General features: G+C 46.8%; 14 protein-coding genes. 9 read left to right on the top strand and 5 right to left on the bottom strand.

Features of this window, described 5'->3' with window-relative positions:
- The first annotated feature begins 97 nt into the window (after positions 1-97).
- From MN210_RS01640 to mmsB, 8 genes are all read left to right on the top strand, one after another.
- A complete protein-coding gene (locus MN210_RS01640; RefSeq protein ID WP_193564690.1) occupies positions 98-1306 on the top strand; it encodes an MFS transporter in 1209 nt (402 codons plus the stop codon).
- A 225-nt stretch (positions 1307-1531) separates the two neighbouring features.
- The gene (locus MN210_RS01635; RefSeq protein ID WP_338412447.1) at positions 1532-3544 is read left to right on the top strand and encodes a propionate--CoA ligase; all 2013 of its coding nucleotides are present in this window, start codon (positions 1532-1534) and stop codon (positions 3542-3544) included.
- A 127-nt stretch (positions 3545-3671) separates the two neighbouring features.
- On the top strand, positions 3672-5060 hold the full coding sequence (locus tag MN210_RS01630; protein ID WP_110816025.1) for a GntP family permease: 1389 nt from the start codon (positions 3672-3674) through the stop codon (positions 5058-5060).
- Between the two features lie 150 nt (positions 5061-5210).
- Complete coding sequence (locus tag MN210_RS01625; protein ID WP_241879014.1) at positions 5211-6698, top strand: CoA-acylating methylmalonate-semialdehyde dehydrogenase; 1488 nt, start codon at positions 5211-5213, stop codon at positions 6696-6698.
- Positions 6699-6914: 216 nt separating this feature from the next.
- Positions 6915-8081: an acyl-CoA dehydrogenase family protein gene (locus MN210_RS01620; protein ID WP_338412446.1), complete on the top strand. Its 1167-nt coding sequence runs from the start codon at positions 6915-6917 to the stop codon at positions 8079-8081.
- Positions 8082-8287: 206 nt separating this feature from the next.
- Positions 8288-9070, top strand: coding sequence for an enoyl-CoA hydratase (locus MN210_RS01615; protein WP_241879010.1), 783 nt, complete (start codon positions 8288-8290; stop codon positions 9068-9070).
- Between the two features lie 49 nt (positions 9071-9119).
- Positions 9120-10403 carry an enoyl-CoA hydratase/isomerase family protein gene (locus tag MN210_RS01610; RefSeq protein WP_338412445.1) on the top strand — a complete coding sequence of 428 codons (1284 nt, stop codon included), beginning with the start codon at positions 9120-9122 and terminating at the stop codon, positions 10401-10403.
- A gap of 89 nt (positions 10404-10492) precedes the next feature.
- Entirely contained in the window at positions 10493-11434 is a 942-nt protein-coding gene (mmsB, locus tag MN210_RS01605) for a 3-hydroxyisobutyrate dehydrogenase (protein WP_338412444.1), read from the top strand.
- A 93-nt stretch (positions 11435-11527) separates the two neighbouring features.
- Here the strand turns inward: mmsB and MN210_RS01600 are convergent, their stop codons facing one another.
- The 3 genes from MN210_RS01600 to argS form a co-directional block, all read right to left on the bottom strand.
- On the bottom strand, positions 11528-12286 hold the full coding sequence (locus tag MN210_RS01600) for an IclR family transcriptional regulator (protein WP_338412443.1): 759 nt from the start codon (positions 12284-12286) through the stop codon (positions 11528-11530).
- Positions 12287-12373: 87 nt separating this feature from the next.
- Complete coding sequence (locus tag MN210_RS01595) at positions 12374-13201, bottom strand: SPOR domain-containing protein (RefSeq protein ID WP_241879009.1); 828 nt, start codon at positions 13199-13201, stop codon at positions 12374-12376.
- Between the two features lie 147 nt (positions 13202-13348).
- Positions 13349-15178: an arginine--tRNA ligase gene (gene argS / locus MN210_RS01590; RefSeq protein WP_338412442.1), complete on the bottom strand. Its 1830-nt coding sequence runs from the start codon at positions 15176-15178 to the stop codon at positions 13349-13351.
- 284 nt (positions 15179-15462) lie between these two features.
- Between argS and MN210_RS01585 the strand changes: the two genes are divergently transcribed.
- Positions 15463-15693 (top strand): DUF2788 domain-containing protein, encoded by a 231-nt coding sequence (locus MN210_RS01585; protein ID WP_011959582.1) that lies wholly within the window; start codon positions 15463-15465, stop codon positions 15691-15693.
- A 34-nt stretch (positions 15694-15727) separates the two neighbouring features.
- On the opposite strand, the gene MN210_RS01580 is transcribed toward MN210_RS01585, so the two are convergent.
- Positions 15728-16900, bottom strand: a complete 1173-nt coding sequence (locus MN210_RS01580; RefSeq protein ID WP_241879008.1) for a DUF1176 domain-containing protein — start codon at positions 16898-16900, stop codon at positions 15728-15730.
- A 127-nt stretch (positions 16901-17027) separates the two neighbouring features.
- Positions 17028-18089, bottom strand: coding sequence for a tRNA 5-methoxyuridine(34)/uridine 5-oxyacetic acid(34) synthase CmoB (gene cmoB / locus MN210_RS01575; protein WP_241879007.1), 1062 nt, complete (start codon positions 18087-18089; stop codon positions 17028-17030).
- Positions 18090-18101 lie beyond the last annotated feature (12 nt).

The raw sequence follows: 18101 nt of genomic DNA, 5'->3' as shown, positions 1-18101 counted from the left end.
ATAAACCCTAACTGACGACTCACCTTGATAAATCAGCTTGTACTGGGCATGGCATTGATGCTTGGTGTAGCCTTGTTACAGACAAATTGGTTATTTTATGCAGACTGACTCTTCCACCCCCTTTAACTCTCTTCAAGCACCTTCTTTTGTACTAAAAATGACCGCCATGCTTATTGGCGTCTTTGCGTTTTTGCAGGTGTACTCTATTCAGTCAATTTTGCCGGTGCTGATGCTTGATTTTAAGGCCAGCGAAGTGCAAGTCGGTATGGCGGTAGGCGCCACAGTGATGGCCGTGGCAATCATGTCGCCCTTTTTGGGCATGCTCTCTGACGCGGTAGGACGCAAATCTATTATTGTCGGTGCGTTGTTATTTTTGGCGATACCAACAGCGCTGATTGCGCACAGTCAGAGTATAGAGAGTCTGACCATTTGGCGCTTTTTGCAAGGCTTATCGGTGCCGGGCATTACAGTGGTGACCATCGCCTATTTGGGCGAGGAATTTAAAGGTCATGCGGTTGCAGAATTAATGTCTTATTATGTCTCAGGATCGGTACTGGGCGGATTTTTAGGGCGTTTTATTTTGGGTCATCTGCATGAGTGGGTTGGCTGGCGTATTGCTTATTATTTTATGGCTGTATTAACTGTGGCCGGCGCGCTTTGGGTGGCTAAGACCTTACCTGCCTCACAGCATTTCGTTGCCAGCCCCAAGTTTCGCACCTCGCTGACCACTTTGGGCAATCACTTGACCAACCGCTATGTGGTCTCCGCCTCACTGCTTGGGTTTTGTGTGTTATTCTCATTGGTAGGCTGTTTTACCTTTATTAATCTGCATTTGGCACAGCAGCCCTACCATTTAACTACCGGACAGCTGGCCAACATCTTTGCGGTATATTTAATTGGTGTCATCATTACCCCTTTATCTACCAAGCTGTTGCAGCGCTTCGGCTCAGTGCGCACCATCATTACCGCGGTATTGATGTCTATGTTGGGCGTGCTCATTACGCTTAGCGGACCGCTGTGGCTGATTTTAATTGGTATTAGCATTATGTCATCGGGGGTGTTCATTACCCAGTCAGCGACCATAGGCTATATCGCCACCAATGTGCACCATGGCCGTTCATTGGCCTCAGGTATCTACTATATGGGCTATTACGCTGGCGGCACCGCAGGGGCCTGGTTATGTGGTCTGGCTTATGCTTATGGCCAATGGCACTTTACGGTCTGGGTGTTATTGACGGTACAAGTAATCGCCTTATTAATTGCCTCTATTGGCATGGTAAAAACCTTGAATAACCCGGCAGATTAATGACCATTTAAGCGGCACTTAGCCATGAAAACAATAATTTTAATTGACCGACGACAACCAATTTTGTTAAATTGAATATCACTAAAACGATAAAATATGTATCGTTTATAACAATGACCGCTAACTGTCATTTCTTTTATGTATTAGCAAGGACTGCTAACAGAGCCAGTGGCCTATCAACGTGGGCCAACTTGCGCCTATTTTTAATCAGCTAAGGACAGCACCATGAATCACTCCCACTCTCCCTACGTCACCTCCGCCACCGAATCTTTTGCTGAACTGCATCAAAACTCGCTTAGCGACCCCAATGCTTTTTGGGGCAAACAGGCCGAGCGCATTTATTGGCATAAGCCACCACAGCAAGTCTTAGATGACAGTAATCTGCCCTTTGCCAAATGGTTCGTCGGCGGTGAGACCAATCTTTGTTATAACTGCGTTGATCGTCATTTAGAGGCGCGTGCTGAGCAAGATGCCTTCGTCTGGGTGTCCTCTGAGATTAACCAAGAGCTGCTTGATAACCACCCTGGCGTCGCCGAAGCCTTTAAAGCACTTGATAATCACGTCGAATTTTATACCGATTATGCCAAACGACGCTTGACTTACAACCGCTTGTATAAAGAGGTCAACTACTTCGCCGATGTCTTACAGCGTTTAGGGGTGGGCAAAGGTGACCGCGTCGTGATCTATATGCCGATGATACTAGAGGCCGCTTACGCCATGCTGGCGTGTACCCGTATTGGTGCCATTCACTCGGTCGTCTTTGGCGGATTTGCAGCGCATAACTTAGCGGTGCGTATGAGCGATGCCGAGGCCAAACTGGTAATCACCGTAGATGCCGGTCTGCGTGGTGGTAAGGTCATTAACTATAAAAACTTGGTCAATCAAGGCGTCGAGCAAGCTGAGCATAAGCCTGAGCATGTGCTGGTCGTCGACCGCGGGATTATGCCTTATGAGCGCCAAGCCATTGATGTAGATTATGCCACTGAGCGCCGTATCAGCTGTGACAATCGCGCGGTGGTAGAGCCGGTGTGGCTTGAATCTAATGAGCCCTCTTATTTGCTGTATACCTCAGGCACCACAGGTACCCCAAAAGGCGTTCAGCGTGACACTGGCGGCTATGCAGTGGCACTGACCACTACCATGGATTATATCTATGATGGCAATCCAGGCGAGACCTTTTGGGCCATCTCAGATATCGGCTGGGCAGTCGGACACTCCTACACCATCTATGCACCCCTGCTTGCCGGCCTAACCAGTATTATGTATGAAGGCCTACCGCACAACCCAAACCCAGGGATCTGGTGGCGTATCGTTGAGGCCAATAAGGTCAATATCCTATTCACTGCACCTACTGGGGTGCGCATGCTCAAAAAACAAGATGAATCTTGGCTGACCCGCTATGACACCAGCAGCGTCAAATCCTTTTTCTTAGCCGGTGAGCCTCTCGATGAGCCCACAGGCGAATGGCTATCGGGTCATTTGGGCGTCCCCATTATCGATCACTATTGGCAGACCGAGACCGGTTGGCCCATCTTAAGCCATGTGCCCAAATTTGACTATAAAGCGCACAGACCCGGCACCCCAGGCTACCCCATGTATGGCTATGATGCCAAAGTGCTCAATGAAGAAACCGGCGAACCTTGCCAGCCCGGTGAAAAAGGTCTGCTTGCCATCTCAGCACCACTACCGCCTGGCTGCTTAACCACAGTGTGGCGCAATGATGAACGCTTTATGAAAAGCTATTACAGCCTATTTAATGGCAAACAGTACTCAAGCTCAGACTATGCCATGATTGATGAGGATGGCTACTATCATATTTTAGGTCGTACCGATGACGTCATTAACGTCGCCGGCCACCGCTTAGGCACCCAAGAGATTGAAGCTGCCATCAGCGAGCACCCTGAAGTTGCCGAAGTGGGTGTGGTGGGCATCAAAGATGAGCTAAAAGGCGAGCTGCCCATCGCATTTTGTATCCTGCGCGACCCATCAATTATTGAAGAGACCGAAAACCGCTTCCGTGTCGAGCAGCAAATCATGGGTGTGGTCGCCAAGTCTTTAGGTGCACTGGCTCGACCTGCCGCCATCTATTTCCCCAAAGCCCTACCTAAGACGCGCTCCGGCAAGATTCTGCGCCGTGCCATCCGCGCCCTTGCTGAAGGACAGGACACAGGTGACATGTCCACCTTAGATGATCCGACAGCCATTGATGCGGTGAAAGCGGCTATTGAGAATTATTAAGCACTCGCTTAGATACCAAGTATTCACCCAATATTTATTATCAGTCACTAAACTTTATCGTTTGGAGGGAGTGCTGTCTGAGCACTCTGCTTTATGGACTCGCAATACCATTTAGAAGGAACTAAATATGAGTATTTTTGCGATTTTATTATCTTTAGCCTTACTTATGTATTTTGCTTATAGAGGCGTAAGCGTATTGGTTCTTGCACCTATATTAGCAATACTCGCCGTAGTGTTAAGCGGTCAAGGCAGCGAATCAATGGGTATATACACTCAGGTCTTTATGGAAGGTATGGGTGGTTTCGCAGTTAAGTATTTTCCATTATTTATATTAGGGGCTATTTTCGGAAAATTAATGGAAGACTCTGGCTATGCCTACAGTATTGCTCAATATATCGTTAATAAGTTAGGCGACAAACATGCATTACTTGCTGTCGTCATTGCTTGTGGCATATTAACCTATGGGGGTGTATCAGTTTTCGTAGTAGCTTTTGCTGTTTACCCTATTGCCGCTGAACTATTTAAACAAGTCAATATTCCTAAACGCTTTATTCCAGGTGCTATAAGTATCGGTGCATTCACCTTTACGATGACTGCACTTCCTGGATCACCTGCCATTCATAATGCTATTCCTATGCCTTACTTCCAAACCGATGCCTTTGCAGCACCAGGACTAGGTCTCATTTCTGCAGTTCTAATGTTAGGTGGTGGGATGCTTTGGATGAATCATCAGTTACGTTTAGCTCATCAAAATAATGAAGGATATGGAACTCATACCTTAAATGAAAAAGAATTAGATTTGGGTGGGAAAATTCCTAATTTCTGGGTTGCCTTACTACCTATCGCTATAGTCGTAGGAGGAAACTACTTATTTTCTAAAATAATTATTCCTTTGTGGGATAACAGTTATCTTGCAGATGAAAAATTTGGTGGGGTTACCTTAAGCTCAGTTTTAGGACTTTGGTCTATTATTATATCTTTAGCCATTGCTTGCTTATTTGTTATAGCATTTAATTTTAAGCGCATTAAAAACATAGCAGATAGTCTAAACAAAGGCGCAACAGGATCACTTTTACCTATCTTTAATACCGCCTCTGAAGTAGGTTATGGCTCTGTCATTGCTAGCTTAGCAGGTTTTGCAATTATCCAACACTTTTTGATGGGTATTGCCCCAAACAATCCAATTATTTCAGAAGCAATTATTGTTAACGTCTTAGCGGGTATTACTGGATCAGCATCTGGAGGTCTCGGTATTGCTTTAGAGGTTATGGGCGCCAACTATATGCAGCTTGCCCAACAGTACAACATAGACCCTCAGTTAATGCATCGTATAGCAGCTTTGGCTTCTGGTGGTTTAGATGCTTTACCGCATAATGGCGCAGTAATCACTATGTTGACTATTTGTGGCCTGACACATAGAGAATCTTATAAAGATATCTTTGTCACTGCTGTAGTGGTTCCAATTATCGCTTTAATCGTAGTAATTATATTAGGAACTGTATTTGGCTCTTTCTAACCATTTTTACCTGAAATAAATTATTTCAAAACAACATATATATTGCTTCACTCTATAGCACATAAAATAGGGTATATTTTAAAAAATTTTTCTTGTAAAGTGATATGCTTTGTATCATTATATAGAAACCATTAAAGATAAGGACATCTCATGCATCACGTTAAACAACTCATCAACGGTCAATTCGTCGACTCTAACACTCAAGAATGGATTGATTTAACCGATCCTGCCACCCAAGAAGTCATTGCCAAAGTACCACAAACCACCAATGACGAGATTAACGAAGCCGTCGCGGCTGCCAAAGAAGCGTTTAAAACCTGGCGCAAAACACCGATTACCACACGTGCCCGCATCTTCTTAACCTATCAAGCCCTTATCCGTGAGCACATGGATGAGCTGGCTGAGCTATTGACCTCAGAGCAAGGCAAGACTATTGCCGATGCGCGCGGTGATGTATTCCGTGGTCTAGAAGTGGTTGAACATGCTGCGGGTATCGCCAATTTGCAAATGGGCGATTTCGTTGAAAACGTCGCAACTGGCGTGGATACCTATAGTATCTGGCAACCGCTTGGTGTGTGTGCCGGTATCACCCCATTTAACTTCCCTGCCATGATTCCGCTGTGGATGTTCCCAATGGCGATTGCCACCGGTAATACCTTTATTCTTAAGCCATCAGAGCAAGACCCAATGGTCACCTTGCGTTTGGTTGAGCTTGCCATTGAAGCCGGCGTGCCAAAAGGCGTACTAAATGTGGTACATGGCGGCAAACCAACGGTAGATGCCATCTGTGATCATCCAGACATTAAAGCGGTGTCTTTTGTGGGTTCAACCAACGTCGGTCACCATGTGTATGACCGTGCCAGCAAAGCCGGCAAACGTGTCCAGTGTATGATGGGCGCCAAAAACCACGCGGTAATCCTACCTGATGCCAACAAAGAGCAAACCCTAAACCAATTAGCCGGTGCCGCCTTTGGTGCTGCTGGTCAGCGCTGTATGGCGCTGTCGGTTGTGGTGTTGGTCGGTGATGCTAAAGACTGGGTTGATGAGATTAAAGCCAAAGCAGAAGGCTTGGTGGTATCCGCCGGTAAGCATGACAAGGATTTAGGCCCACTAATTAGCCCTCAAGCCAAAGAGCGGGTTGAGCGTTTGATTCAAACCGGTGTCGATGAAGGGGCTAAGCTGCTATTAGACGGCCGCGGCATTACTGTGGAAGGTTATGAGAACGGTAACTTTGTGGGTCCAACCATCTTTGATAACGTTACCACCGACATGCAGATTTATAGCCAAGAAATCTTTGGCCCTGTGCTGTGCATCATGCGTGCTGACTCTCTTGATGAAGCGATTGAGATTATTAATGCCAATCCAAATGGCAATGGTACCGCTATCTTCACCCAATCTGGTGCAGCGGCGCATAAATTCCAGCAGGATATCGATGTGGGTCAAGTAGGCATCAACTTACCGATTCCTGTGCCGCTACCTATGTTCTCATTCTCAGGCTCACGTGCCAGTAAGCTTGGCGACTTAGGCCCTTATGGTAAACAAGCGGTACAGTTCTATACTCAGAGCAAGACGGTAACTGCGCGCTGGTTTGATGATGAAGCCAGTAAAGGTAAAGTAAATACCACGATTTCGATGTAGATTTGACGCAAACTCGGATGGTGATTGAGTCGGTAACGTTTATACACTCTCTAATAGTTATATAAATATGCCGATCAATCACTATCTGGCTTACGCTTCATTATCGTTTGAGGCGGCTCATATATTAGCGACCCCACTATATTTTACTTGTTATACTTAGGTTAGAAACACAATACTAAAAGCACGACCTCATTAAACTGTTAAACAGGATGCATCATGGACTTTGCATTGACCGACGACCAATTGGCGTATCAGCAAACCGCACGCCAATTTGCCCAAAAGGAATTGAAACCCAACGCTGCCGAGTGGGACAGAAACAGCCACTTTCCTGTAGACGTGATCAAAAAAACCGGCGAGCTTGGATTTTTAGGTCTGTATACCAATCCAGATTATGACGGACTCGGCCTGCCTCGTTTAGACGCTGCCATTGTTTTTGAAGAGTTGGCATGGGGCGATACCGCTGTTGCCGCCTACATTAGCATCCATAATATGGTCACTTGGATGATTGGCGAATATGCCAAAGACGACGTTCGTGCCGACCTCGTTCCTAGACTGGTCAGCGGCGAACTGCTCTCAAGTTACTGTCTCACCGAACCCAATGCCGGCTCCGACGCAGGCTCTTTGACTACCAAAGCAGTCAAACAAGACGGCGAAGATTATTATCTACTCAGCGGTGAAAAAACCTTTATCTCAGGGGCAGGCTCAACCGATATTTTAGTAGTCATGGCACGTACTGGCGATGCCGGCCCTAAAGGCGTGTCTGCGTTTGTGGTCGATGCGCACAGTGACGGCATCAGCTACGGCAAAAACGAGCACAAAATGGGCTGGAAAGCTCAGCCTACCCGCACCATTCACTTCAAAGACGTCAAAGTCCCTGCCAAAAACTTGCTTGGCAGTGAGGGCGAAGGCTTTAAATTTGCCATGAAAGGCCTTGATGGTGGCCGTATTAATATCGGTATCTGCGCCGTCGGTACCGCTCAAGCGGCATTAGAGACAGCACTGAACTATGTGCAAGAACGCAAACAGTTTGGTAGCGCCATCGCAGAGCTGCAATCGGTGCAATTTAAACTGGCTGATATGCTGACCCAAACCATTGCCGCTCGTCAGATGCTATATTTGGCCGCCAATAAAGTCGATAAAAAACATTCAGACGCCACCACTTACTGCGCCATGGCCAAACGCTTAGCGACAGACTTAAGCTTTGCAGTCGCCAATGAAGCACTGCAACTGCATGGTGGCTATGGTTATCTCAATGAATATCCGCTGGAACGCCATGTCCGCGACTTGCGTGTGCATCAAATTTTAGAAGGCACTAACGAGATTATGCGTGTCATCGTGTCACGTAAAATGTTGAGTGACGGCGCGTTGGACAGCTTACGTTAATTAGAGGGTCAGTGCCGAATAATAAAAGGTATATATAGCAGCTTATTGGCTACAATAATCGTAACAGAAGATACGTAAACTAAAGCGGTATGACGACTGGAACTCATTTATTTGCACTGTCTGAGAGATAAAGCCAGAGGCTTAAAAAATGATGCCCAGTCGCTTAGTAAACATACGAAATAGTGAATATAAAAAATAGGGATATTATGAGCAATTACACCAACCTAGATCTTAAGATTGACGGCCATGTGGCCACCCTTACCTTAAATAACCCACCGGCTCACACTTGGACAGCTGGCAGTCTAGCCGCTCTAAAACAGCTGGTCACTGATTTAAATAACAATGATTCGGTCTATGCCCTAGTCATCCATGGCGATGGCGAAAAATTCTTCTCAGCCGGTGCCGATTTAAATACCTTTGCGGATGGCGATAAAGGCAACGCGATTTCAATGGCAATTGCCTTTGGTGAAGCGTTTGAAGCGCTATCGAACTATCGCGGCGTGAGCATTGCCGCCATTAATGGCTATGCGATGGGCGGCGGTCTTGAGTGTGCGCTCGCCTGTGATATCCGTATTGCCGAGGCACATGCGGTAATGGCGCTACCTGAAGCTGGGGTTGGCTTATTGCCTTGCGCCGGTGGTACGCAAAACCTACCTTGGCTGGTCGGTGAAGGCTGGGCAAAGCGTATGATTTTGTGCGGTGAGCGTGTCGATGCAGACACTGCGCTGCGTATCGGTCTAGTCGAAGAGGTGGTCGAAAAAGGTGAAGGCTTAAGCACAGCACTAAAACTTGCTCAAAAAGTTGCCAATCAATCACCAGTTGCAGTCACCTTATCCAAACAACTGGTGCAGTCAGCTCGCCACACACCGCCGGCTTATAACCTGATTAATGAGCGTGAAGCGTTTGTCAAATTGTTTGATACTGCCGATCAAACCGAAGGGGTCAATGCATTTTTACAAAAGCGCAAACCCACTTGGCAAAACAAATAGCTTGCACACATAGCCCTTCTTGCTCATGGTTTATAACAAGGTGACCGACATGTCCGATAACATCGCATCAACTGCTGCTTCTACTGAAGCCTCTGTCCTATTTACTACACATACCACTCAGTCAGGTCATGTGATTGGTGAGATGACGCTTAATTCGCCCAAATCGCTGAACGCCTTGAGCATCGATATGTGTCAGCTAATGAGCGCGAAGCTCACACAGTGGCAAAATGATAGCAAAGTTGTGGCTGTGCTACTGCGCGGTTCAGGAGATAAAGCATTTTGCGCCGGTGGTGATATCCGTAAGCTGTATGACAGTATGCTAGATAATCCGCCGATGCCTAACCCTTATGCCACTGATTTTTTTGGTAGTGAATATGCGCTATACCGCCAAATGCATTTTTATGGCAAGCCCATTATCTTATGGGGCAATGGCATCATCATGGGCGGCGGCATGGGTCTAATGGCCGCTTGTAGTCACCGTATTGTGACTGAGACCACCAAGTTTGCCATGCCAGAGATTAGCATTGGTCTATTCCCTGATGCCTCAGGCAGTTGGTTCTTACAGCGCATGCCAGCCAAAACTGGACTGTTCTTAGGCTTAACTGGCGCCTTGTGTAATGCTCGTGATGCCAAGTTTGCAAGCCTTGCTGAATATGCCCTGCCAAGTAGCCAATATCAACAAGTCATTGACACCTTAGCAGCGGCCGCATGGGAAGATGCCCCAGCCTCCAGCGCGCTTTACAGCCAAGCGCATCGTGTCGCTCATCACAGCTTAGCGGAGCTTGAGCGGTCGGCTAATGCTGCAGATAATGCAGATGTTGTATTCAAACCCAGCAAATTGGCTGAGCACTGGGCCAGCATTCAGACGCTGATGGTCAGCGGCGGGCTCAAAGAGATTGATGCACGCTTACAAGACGATGCTGCCTTGGCCGAAATCGATCCAAACTTCGCCGAAGACAGCTGGACTCAGCGGGCATTGGCCACTTATCGTGCTGGCTGCCCAGTGACTGCCGCGTTAACCTATGAGCTGTTTCACCGCGTTAAAGACTTATCGCTTGAGCAGATTTTGTATGTAGAGGCCAATGTGGCAGTGCACTGTGCCAATAATCCAGACTTTAAAGAAGGGGTACGCGCGCTGCTTATCGATAAGGATAAAAACCCTAATTGGTCACGCACCCTGCAACACTGTTTAAGCCAAGAAGGTCGCGCTTATATCAATAGCCACTTTGACAACCCTTACCCAAAAGGTGAGCATATTTTCCAAGAGTGGCTCAGCTCTGAGTGCAAAGGCTCATTGATGGCACAGAACCTAACCCATGAGGCGCAAAGCTAACACCACGCTTACTTTGGGCTATAAAAACTGCTTAACCCCAAATTTATAACTTAAATGATTTCTTTATTTTTTCATCAAGGAGCGATGATATGACCCAAAACACCCCCAAAGACACCTCCAAAATTGCATTTATTGGTCTGGGCAATATGGGCGGCCCTATGGCAAAAAACTTGCTAAAAAACGGCTACCAGGTCACCGTCTATGACCTATCAGAGGCCGCGCAGCAGCAATTATCTGACGCTGGCGCGTCAACCTCAAGCTCACCGAAACAAGCAGTGCAAGGTGCAGATGTGGTGATTACCATGCTGCCGGCCAGCAAACATGTGAATACGGTCTATCTGGGTGATGCTGAAGCAACACAGCTGACCGCCGACGGGCTACTGTCAGAATTACCCAGTGGCACCTTAGTCATTGACAGCTCTACCATTGATGCTGCCGCCGCCAGAAACGTGGCTCGTATCGCCACCACCAAAGGCATCGATATGGTAGATGCTCCGGTGTCAGGGGGAACCGCAGGTGCAGAAGCCGGCACGCTCACCTTTATTGTAGGCGGTGAAGACAGTGCCTTTAACCGCGCTGAACCTATCTTAAAGGCCATGGGCAAAAACATATTTCATGCCGGCAGTAATGGCGCCGGACAAGTGGCCAAAATCTGTAACAACATGCTGTTGGGCATCCTAATGAGCGGTACAGCAGAAGCTTTAAACTTGGGCGTCAAAAACGGATTAGATGCCAAAGTATTGTCAGATATTATGCTACAAAGCTCAGGACGCAACTGGACACTAGAGGTGTACAACCCTTATCCTGGTGTATCTGAAACTGTACCATCTAGCCGAGGCTATAGCGGCGGATTTATGAGTCAGCACATGCACAAAGATTTGCACTTGGCCTTACAAGCCGCTGAAGACATCAATGCCGAAGTGCCCATGGGCGCCCAAGCTGCAGCCTTGTATGATGAGCATATCAAAGAGCACAATACAAAAGACTTCTCGAGTATCATGGCTCATTTTGACAGCAGTGTACTTCGTTAACTTTAACATTTAACGGTCCCTCTGCTAAAACAATAAGCCCAAGTCACTGACTTGGGCTTATTGATGTGTATGATACTTGTGGTGAGGGCGGTGTTAGCTTTGTAGCTCATATACCAAAGCCTGGATATCCAGCGCCGCTTCCTGCAAGCGAGGCACCGACTGCATCATGTCCTCAAGTGACACCCGAACGGTCGGTGCGTGCATATATAACGAGGCCAAATAGCGATCTTTTTTATCCAAAATAGGCACAGAGACTGCGACCATCTCTGAGATAAACTCTTCATTGTCGATACCGATACCCGTCTTAGCAATCGCATCAAGTTCAATATTAAGCTTATCAACATCGGTGATGGTGTTTTTGGTGAATTTATCCAAGCTTAAGTTTTGTAGCATTTTATCGCGCCGCTCAGGCGATAATTGACTCAGATACAGCTTACCGGTTGCGGTACACCACATCGGCGACTTAGCGCCCACAGGTAAGTAGATTTGTAGCGGCAAATCCGTCTTCGCCCGGTTGGTATAAATCATATGCATATTGTGCGGCACACTAATCCCGCACGTCTCTTTCACATCACGCACCAAACGCTGCAAGATGACATGACGCTCACTATAGAACTGACGCTGTTGCCACAGCTCAACGCTTAAATTGCGCACTCGGCGTCCCGCAATGATGCCGCCGGTAATGTCTATGGTGACAAACCCCTCATCTACCAGCTGCTGTAGCAGCCGATGGATGGTGGGCTTGGGGATATCGAGCTGTTGTGATAACTCTAAAGGTGTGATGGGCTTTGCCGCATAAGAGACCGCCTCAATGATTTGCAGCACTCGAGTAATAGAGGAGACTTTGGGCATGATCCATATACCTTTAAATGTAAGAAATACCTTTGAATATAAAAACTAACGGGCTTACTTAATGTCTCTCATTGGCTTAGAGACGACTCAGCGGCGCTGCTCAACAATTAACGAGTCAATGCCATTATTTTGTAGTTTTTGCTGCGCGGCCACGACATTTTGACGACTGGTCATGGTGGGTGACACCACTTGGTAAAACACCTGACCATTGTTCATTTTGCTTTTAACCACTTTGGCATCTACGCCTGCCATCAGCACTTGGGCGCGGCGTTTATCTGCTTCATCAGCACTACTAAAGCTGTTAATTTGCAGAATATAACTCGGTGGTCTGCTAGCAGCGGCAGGCTTAACTCCAGCTTGAGTCACTCGGTTGGCTTGGCCTGTGCTCTGACTGGTTTGGTTGCCACTACTGGTGGCCGGCGTGGGGTCATCATAAGTCCCCTCCTCCTCCACAATCACAATGTCATTATCCCCACTGGCTGCCGGCGCATTTGGTTTTACCGGTGTCTGAGTAGAGTTGTCTTGTACCCCGGCCAAATCATCAATAGATTGAATGCTATTATCACGAGTTTGGGTACTTGGCGTGGTTACCACCACATCAGGTTGTAACACATCTGGGGCAGTCGTGGTCTGCGTATCTTGATCAAACACCGCTTCATCTGGCACGCTGATCATCTCTTGATCGGGCAGCAAATCATAAAACTCAAAGTCATTGGTCTCAGACTTAGGCTGATTGATCGGCTCAACGGTTTTTTGCTCCGCTTTGGTCTCGCTACCTAAGTCAAACGGGTTCCAAAGATACAGCACACCCAAACACATGACAGTCAATATGGCGCCAACGAACATCCACAGTAAGCTTGCAACCCCACCGCCTTGTCGCTTTTGTACTGCGCCTTTAGGTTTTTTTGCTAACATAAATTTTCTCCATTTATGAATCAGTCAGGCCATGCTCGTTGGCAATTTATAAGTTAACCATTAAGTCACTAACATGAGCGAGTATATCAAATAACTTATAATGCTAAATTAATCACTTAAGCAGCTTTTTATTCTACCAAAAGCCTGCTACATGCTAGTAGGTGCAGACAAGCCCAGCAAGCTTAAGCCGTTGGCCAATACCTGACGCACCGCCTTTGATAGGCGCAAGCGAGCCTGCATCATATCCAGCTCCTCTTGGCTTGGTGTCTCATCAGCAATAATGCTCACCGGCAAGATACGATTGTCGTTATACCAAGCGTGGAATAAGGAGGCCAAGTCTTTTAGGTAGTTGGTCAATACGTGTGGATCGTAACCAGTGGCTGCACGCTTTAAGGTCGCAGGATAAGCGGCCAGCAGTTTAATCAGCTCACTTTCGGCGTCTGCGGTTAGTAAGTGTTGTTGCGCACTGCCTTGAGCGTCGTCCACATCGAAACCCTTGGCTGCTAATTTTTCAAGTACGCTGCACACGCGGGCATGAGCATATTGAATGTAATACACGGCATTGTCTTTGCTCTGTGATTTTGCCAATTCTAAGTCAAAGTCAATGTGCACTTCAGGCTTACGCGCCACATAATAAAAACGGGCGGCATCATTACCCACTTCTTCACGCAGCTCACGCAGCGTCACAAACTTACCTGAGCGTGATGACATTTGGATTTTTTCTTCACCGCGCCATAATGCCACGAACTGAACTAAAATAACTTCCAAACGTTTTTCATCGATACCCAGTGCAGTCAAAGCGGCACGAACACGGGCGATATAACCATGGTGGTCAGCGCCCCATACGTTAATTACCGTGTCAAATCCGCGCTCAAATTTGTTTTTGTGATAAGCGATGTCCGAAGCAAAATAAGTGGTTAGGCCATTAGCACGGCGTACCACACGGTCTTTTTCATCACCGAAGTCGGTAGAACGGAACCAAATGTTGCCGTCTTTTTCATACAAATGGCCTTTGCTGTCAAGCTCAGCCAAAACCGGCTCAATTTCATCTGCTATGGATTTTTCGCTAAACCAGCGCTCAAAACGCACCCCAAACTCATTAAGATCGTCTTTGATATCTCCCAAGATTTCACTCAAAGCTGCATTTAAGAAGACAGCATAGTTATCGCCAAGTGCTTGCTTGCTATTGGCAATTATCACATCAATGTGTGCATTTTTATCCCCTGAGACCACCTCTTTTTCACCGGCGTCATTCACCTCAGAGACTTCATCTTCTGGTGCATTTGCGCTGATATCAGCATAGCTGTGCACATAGGCGTCGTTTTGCTGGGTCTTAATGGTTTGTGCAATGTCGGTCACATAATCGCCTTGATAACCGCCCACTGGAAAGTGGATTTGCTCGCCATTTAACTGTAAATAACGTAAATAAGTACTGGTGGCCAAAATATCCATCTGACGACCGGCATCATTGACATAATATTCACGAGTCACCTCATAGCCCACAGCTTCAAGCAGGTTTGCCACACTCATACCAAAGGCGGCACCGCGGCCATGCCCCACATGCAAGCTAGAAGTTGGGTTGGCAGATACGAACTCAACCTGAATCTTTTTATTCGCAAATTCATCGGTTAAGCCGTAATTCTGATTTTTAGCAAAAATGGCATCCAATACCGCAAATTTTGCATCAGTATTTAAAAAGATGTTGATAAAGCCAGGCCCTGCAATCTCTAGCTTAGCAATGCTGTCATTGGCTGGTAAGGCCGCTGTCAACTGCTCCGCTAAGGCGCGTGGGTTGGATTTGGCGGCTTTAGCAGCGGTTAGGGCGATATTACTGGCATAGTCGCCGTGCTCAGGGCTTTTGCTGCGCGTGATCTGGCTGTTATTCTGCCAATCGGCCGGCAATACGCCTTGATCAATCAATACTTTGGCGGCGCTATCTAGTAATGCAAAGATTTCATCAATTTGAGCTTGCGACATAATTTATTAAACTCTGAAGTTAAGTGAATTTGGGATTGAGATAAGGTTTTGATACAAAATTTGAAAGGGTACTCATATATTTGGAGCAACCCTTTAATATATCAAGGTTAGCTTACTTTTTCCATCAACTTTCATTTTTGTTGTTTTGTTATCAGTCGCCCACCAAAATGGCATTATGGGGTCACTCTCCTCTATAATGGGGCACTCTAGACTGACTTATCACACTCTGAGCACTGTTTTAGACAGTACCCTCCTATTTTTATCATTATTTTTGGAATGCATTTATGCTTGCTGCCGTGTTTGCTATTGCCGCTGAAACCGTAACCAAGTGGGGCCTCTACGTCTTACTGCCTATTTTTATCGCCTTTTTGTTCTTTATTATGTGGGACATTTCCAAAAAATCTGATGCAGGTCGTGCCGGCACTTTTTGGATTTTTTTGGCCTTAGGTGCAGGCTTCGTCGGCTTTTTATTAAAGCTGGTGCTAGAAGTTGTGTTCGAAAAGTGGGTGCTTTAGAGTCCCTAATTCAAGTCAGCCCAAGCGTCACCGGCTAGTTGGCTATCGACGCTTGGGTACTGTTATGCTCGATAATCTTAGTGACATGAGTGGGTAATTGCCATGCACCACCTGCAAAGCCGCGGCACATACCTGTAGTTGCTTCTGTGGCAAGTACAAAAGATTGGCCATTCCATACCCACTGTTTTTGTCCCCAACAGTCCCCTATCCCGCGAGCTTTATGAATTGCCCAAATCTCACCGTCAGAATACTCTGAGCCAGAGGTGGTGATAAGCTGAGGCGAACTCGGTTTGGCATGGTCTATCAGCCAATACCCATATCCCATATTATAAGCACCACGCCAGCACAAATGACTGGCCAGCGTATGCGTGGCATCTACCCGCTCAAAGCTCCAGTTAAGATCCTCTGTGGCATACTCCCTAAAAGATTGAGACTGCTCAGACTTAGGATTTGCCAGTTCACACGCCCCCATGTCATCTGAGCTGCCAATTAATGGTTTAGAGCCTACCCTCACCCATTTTTCAATATTAGCGTTAAAATAGTTAAGCGCTGAGGGCGACAGTGTCGTTTGTTTTGCATCAGCATAGGCGAACGCTTTATGAATAATGGGTTTTGCTACTGCTGATTTGGGCACTTGTTTATTCAGATGGCTATGACTGACTAAAGCCAATGCGTTACCGACTCGCCCTTGTGCCTCATCTAATTTAAGCAGTACCGCACTCATACCTTTATCGCTAACTTGCCAACGTTTACTACCCACATTAGAGACGGCGACTATGTCTATTTTAGTATTTTGACGCGCTCGCCTAAGTAGCGCTTGGGCCTGCTTTTGGTTTAATTGATAAACACCACCACCTGCCCCATCTGAACCAGCGCTGAGCTGCCCATAAAACTTATCGTTTAACCAAAGCTCAATCTCGTTGTTGCCGTTATCATCTTCTTCGCTTGCAAACTGCACCTCAACTTTCGGGGTGCTCTGCTTGGGTATCGCCGTGATTAAAATTGAAGCCGGTCTGTCCAGATTATCTTCACTTGAATAACCCGCCGCTCGGCAAGTTAACGTATTATCACAGACCAATTGCCAGTCGTCTTTGCTGTAGCCCCCATCCTCAAATGGCTTGCCATAGCCCTCTGCGGCCAAAGCTGGTAACGTGATCAGCGTCGACAATCCAAATAAAGCAGTGCTTAGCAAATGCAATTTATTCATAGGGCATGCTCCTATTGTGTCGCCTAGACAAGAGATGTCGACGAGCATTGATTTATATGTTAACTGTAGCACGGTACATGCAGTTGCAATAAGCCCTTTAAATGAATTGCCAAATAAGTGGGGCGGGCTACTTAGTGGCGATTAATGTTGCTCGCATGGGCGCCGGATACCCTTCAACCGTTTTGGTGGGGTCATTGGGATCCAAAAAGTCTTTGAGCGATTGATAGCTCATCCAGTCTGTGGCGCGCTGCTCTTTGGTCGAGGTAATATCAATATCCACACACTTAACCTCACTAAAACCAACCTTTTCTAGCCAGCCGGTTAACGCTGCTACAGAGGGAATAAAATAAACATTATTCATCTTCGCATAGCGATTGTGCGGCACCAGTACGGTATTGGCATCGCCTTCGATAACTAGGGTTTCTAACACCAGTTGCCCACCATTTATCAGCTGGTTTTTGAGTTGAATCAAATGCTCAAACGGTGATTGACGGTGATATAGCACCCCCATACAAAATACGGTATCAAACAATTGATTGCCTTGATCTGAGCTTGAGGGTAACTGCTCTAAGCCAACAGGAATATAGTGAGTGCGGTAGCCGACGCCTGTTCTATCACTGTCCATATCAGTATCGAAGCCTGCCACAAAGTGACGAATGGCCATAAACTGATGATAAAAAAGGCAAGAGGGATCAATGATAACCACTTGCTTAGCCCCTGCCCCTGCCATGCGCCAGCCGTGATAGCCTGAGCCACCACCGACATCAAGCACATAACGGCCTTGTAAAGTACCTAAATGAGGCTTTATGCGATTCCATTTCCAATCACTGTGCCATTCAGTGTCGATAAACACCTTATTGTCGCCAGATCCAATCTGAAACGGGCCTTTGCGCCATGGCATTAACTGTTTCATAAGCGCGGTTATTTGCTTGCTTTGACCGTCAGTCAAATCGGCATCAATGGTTAGAATATCGCTGTTCAAATCGACGTTTTTGACCGTGATTTGTGGCAAGTTTTCTACCGCAGATAGGTAAGCTGGCGCGTGAGCATAGCGGCGTTTGTCTTTAACGTCACTGAGCCATTGGGGTAAGTTTACCAACCACTGGGTAGCAATAGGGCGATATTTCGCGCGCCCTATCAAAGCAAGGTACAGTTCACGTTCGGCAGTTTCGATGGTTTGGTTTGTCATAGGTGGGTCATT

Source organism: Psychrobacter raelei (assembly GCF_022631235.3).
GTDB classification, from domain to species: Bacteria; Pseudomonadota; Gammaproteobacteria; order Pseudomonadales; family Moraxellaceae; genus Psychrobacter; species Psychrobacter raelei.
Note: the sequence above shows the minus strand (reverse complement) of the source record. Positions and strands in the feature narration are given on the sequence as shown.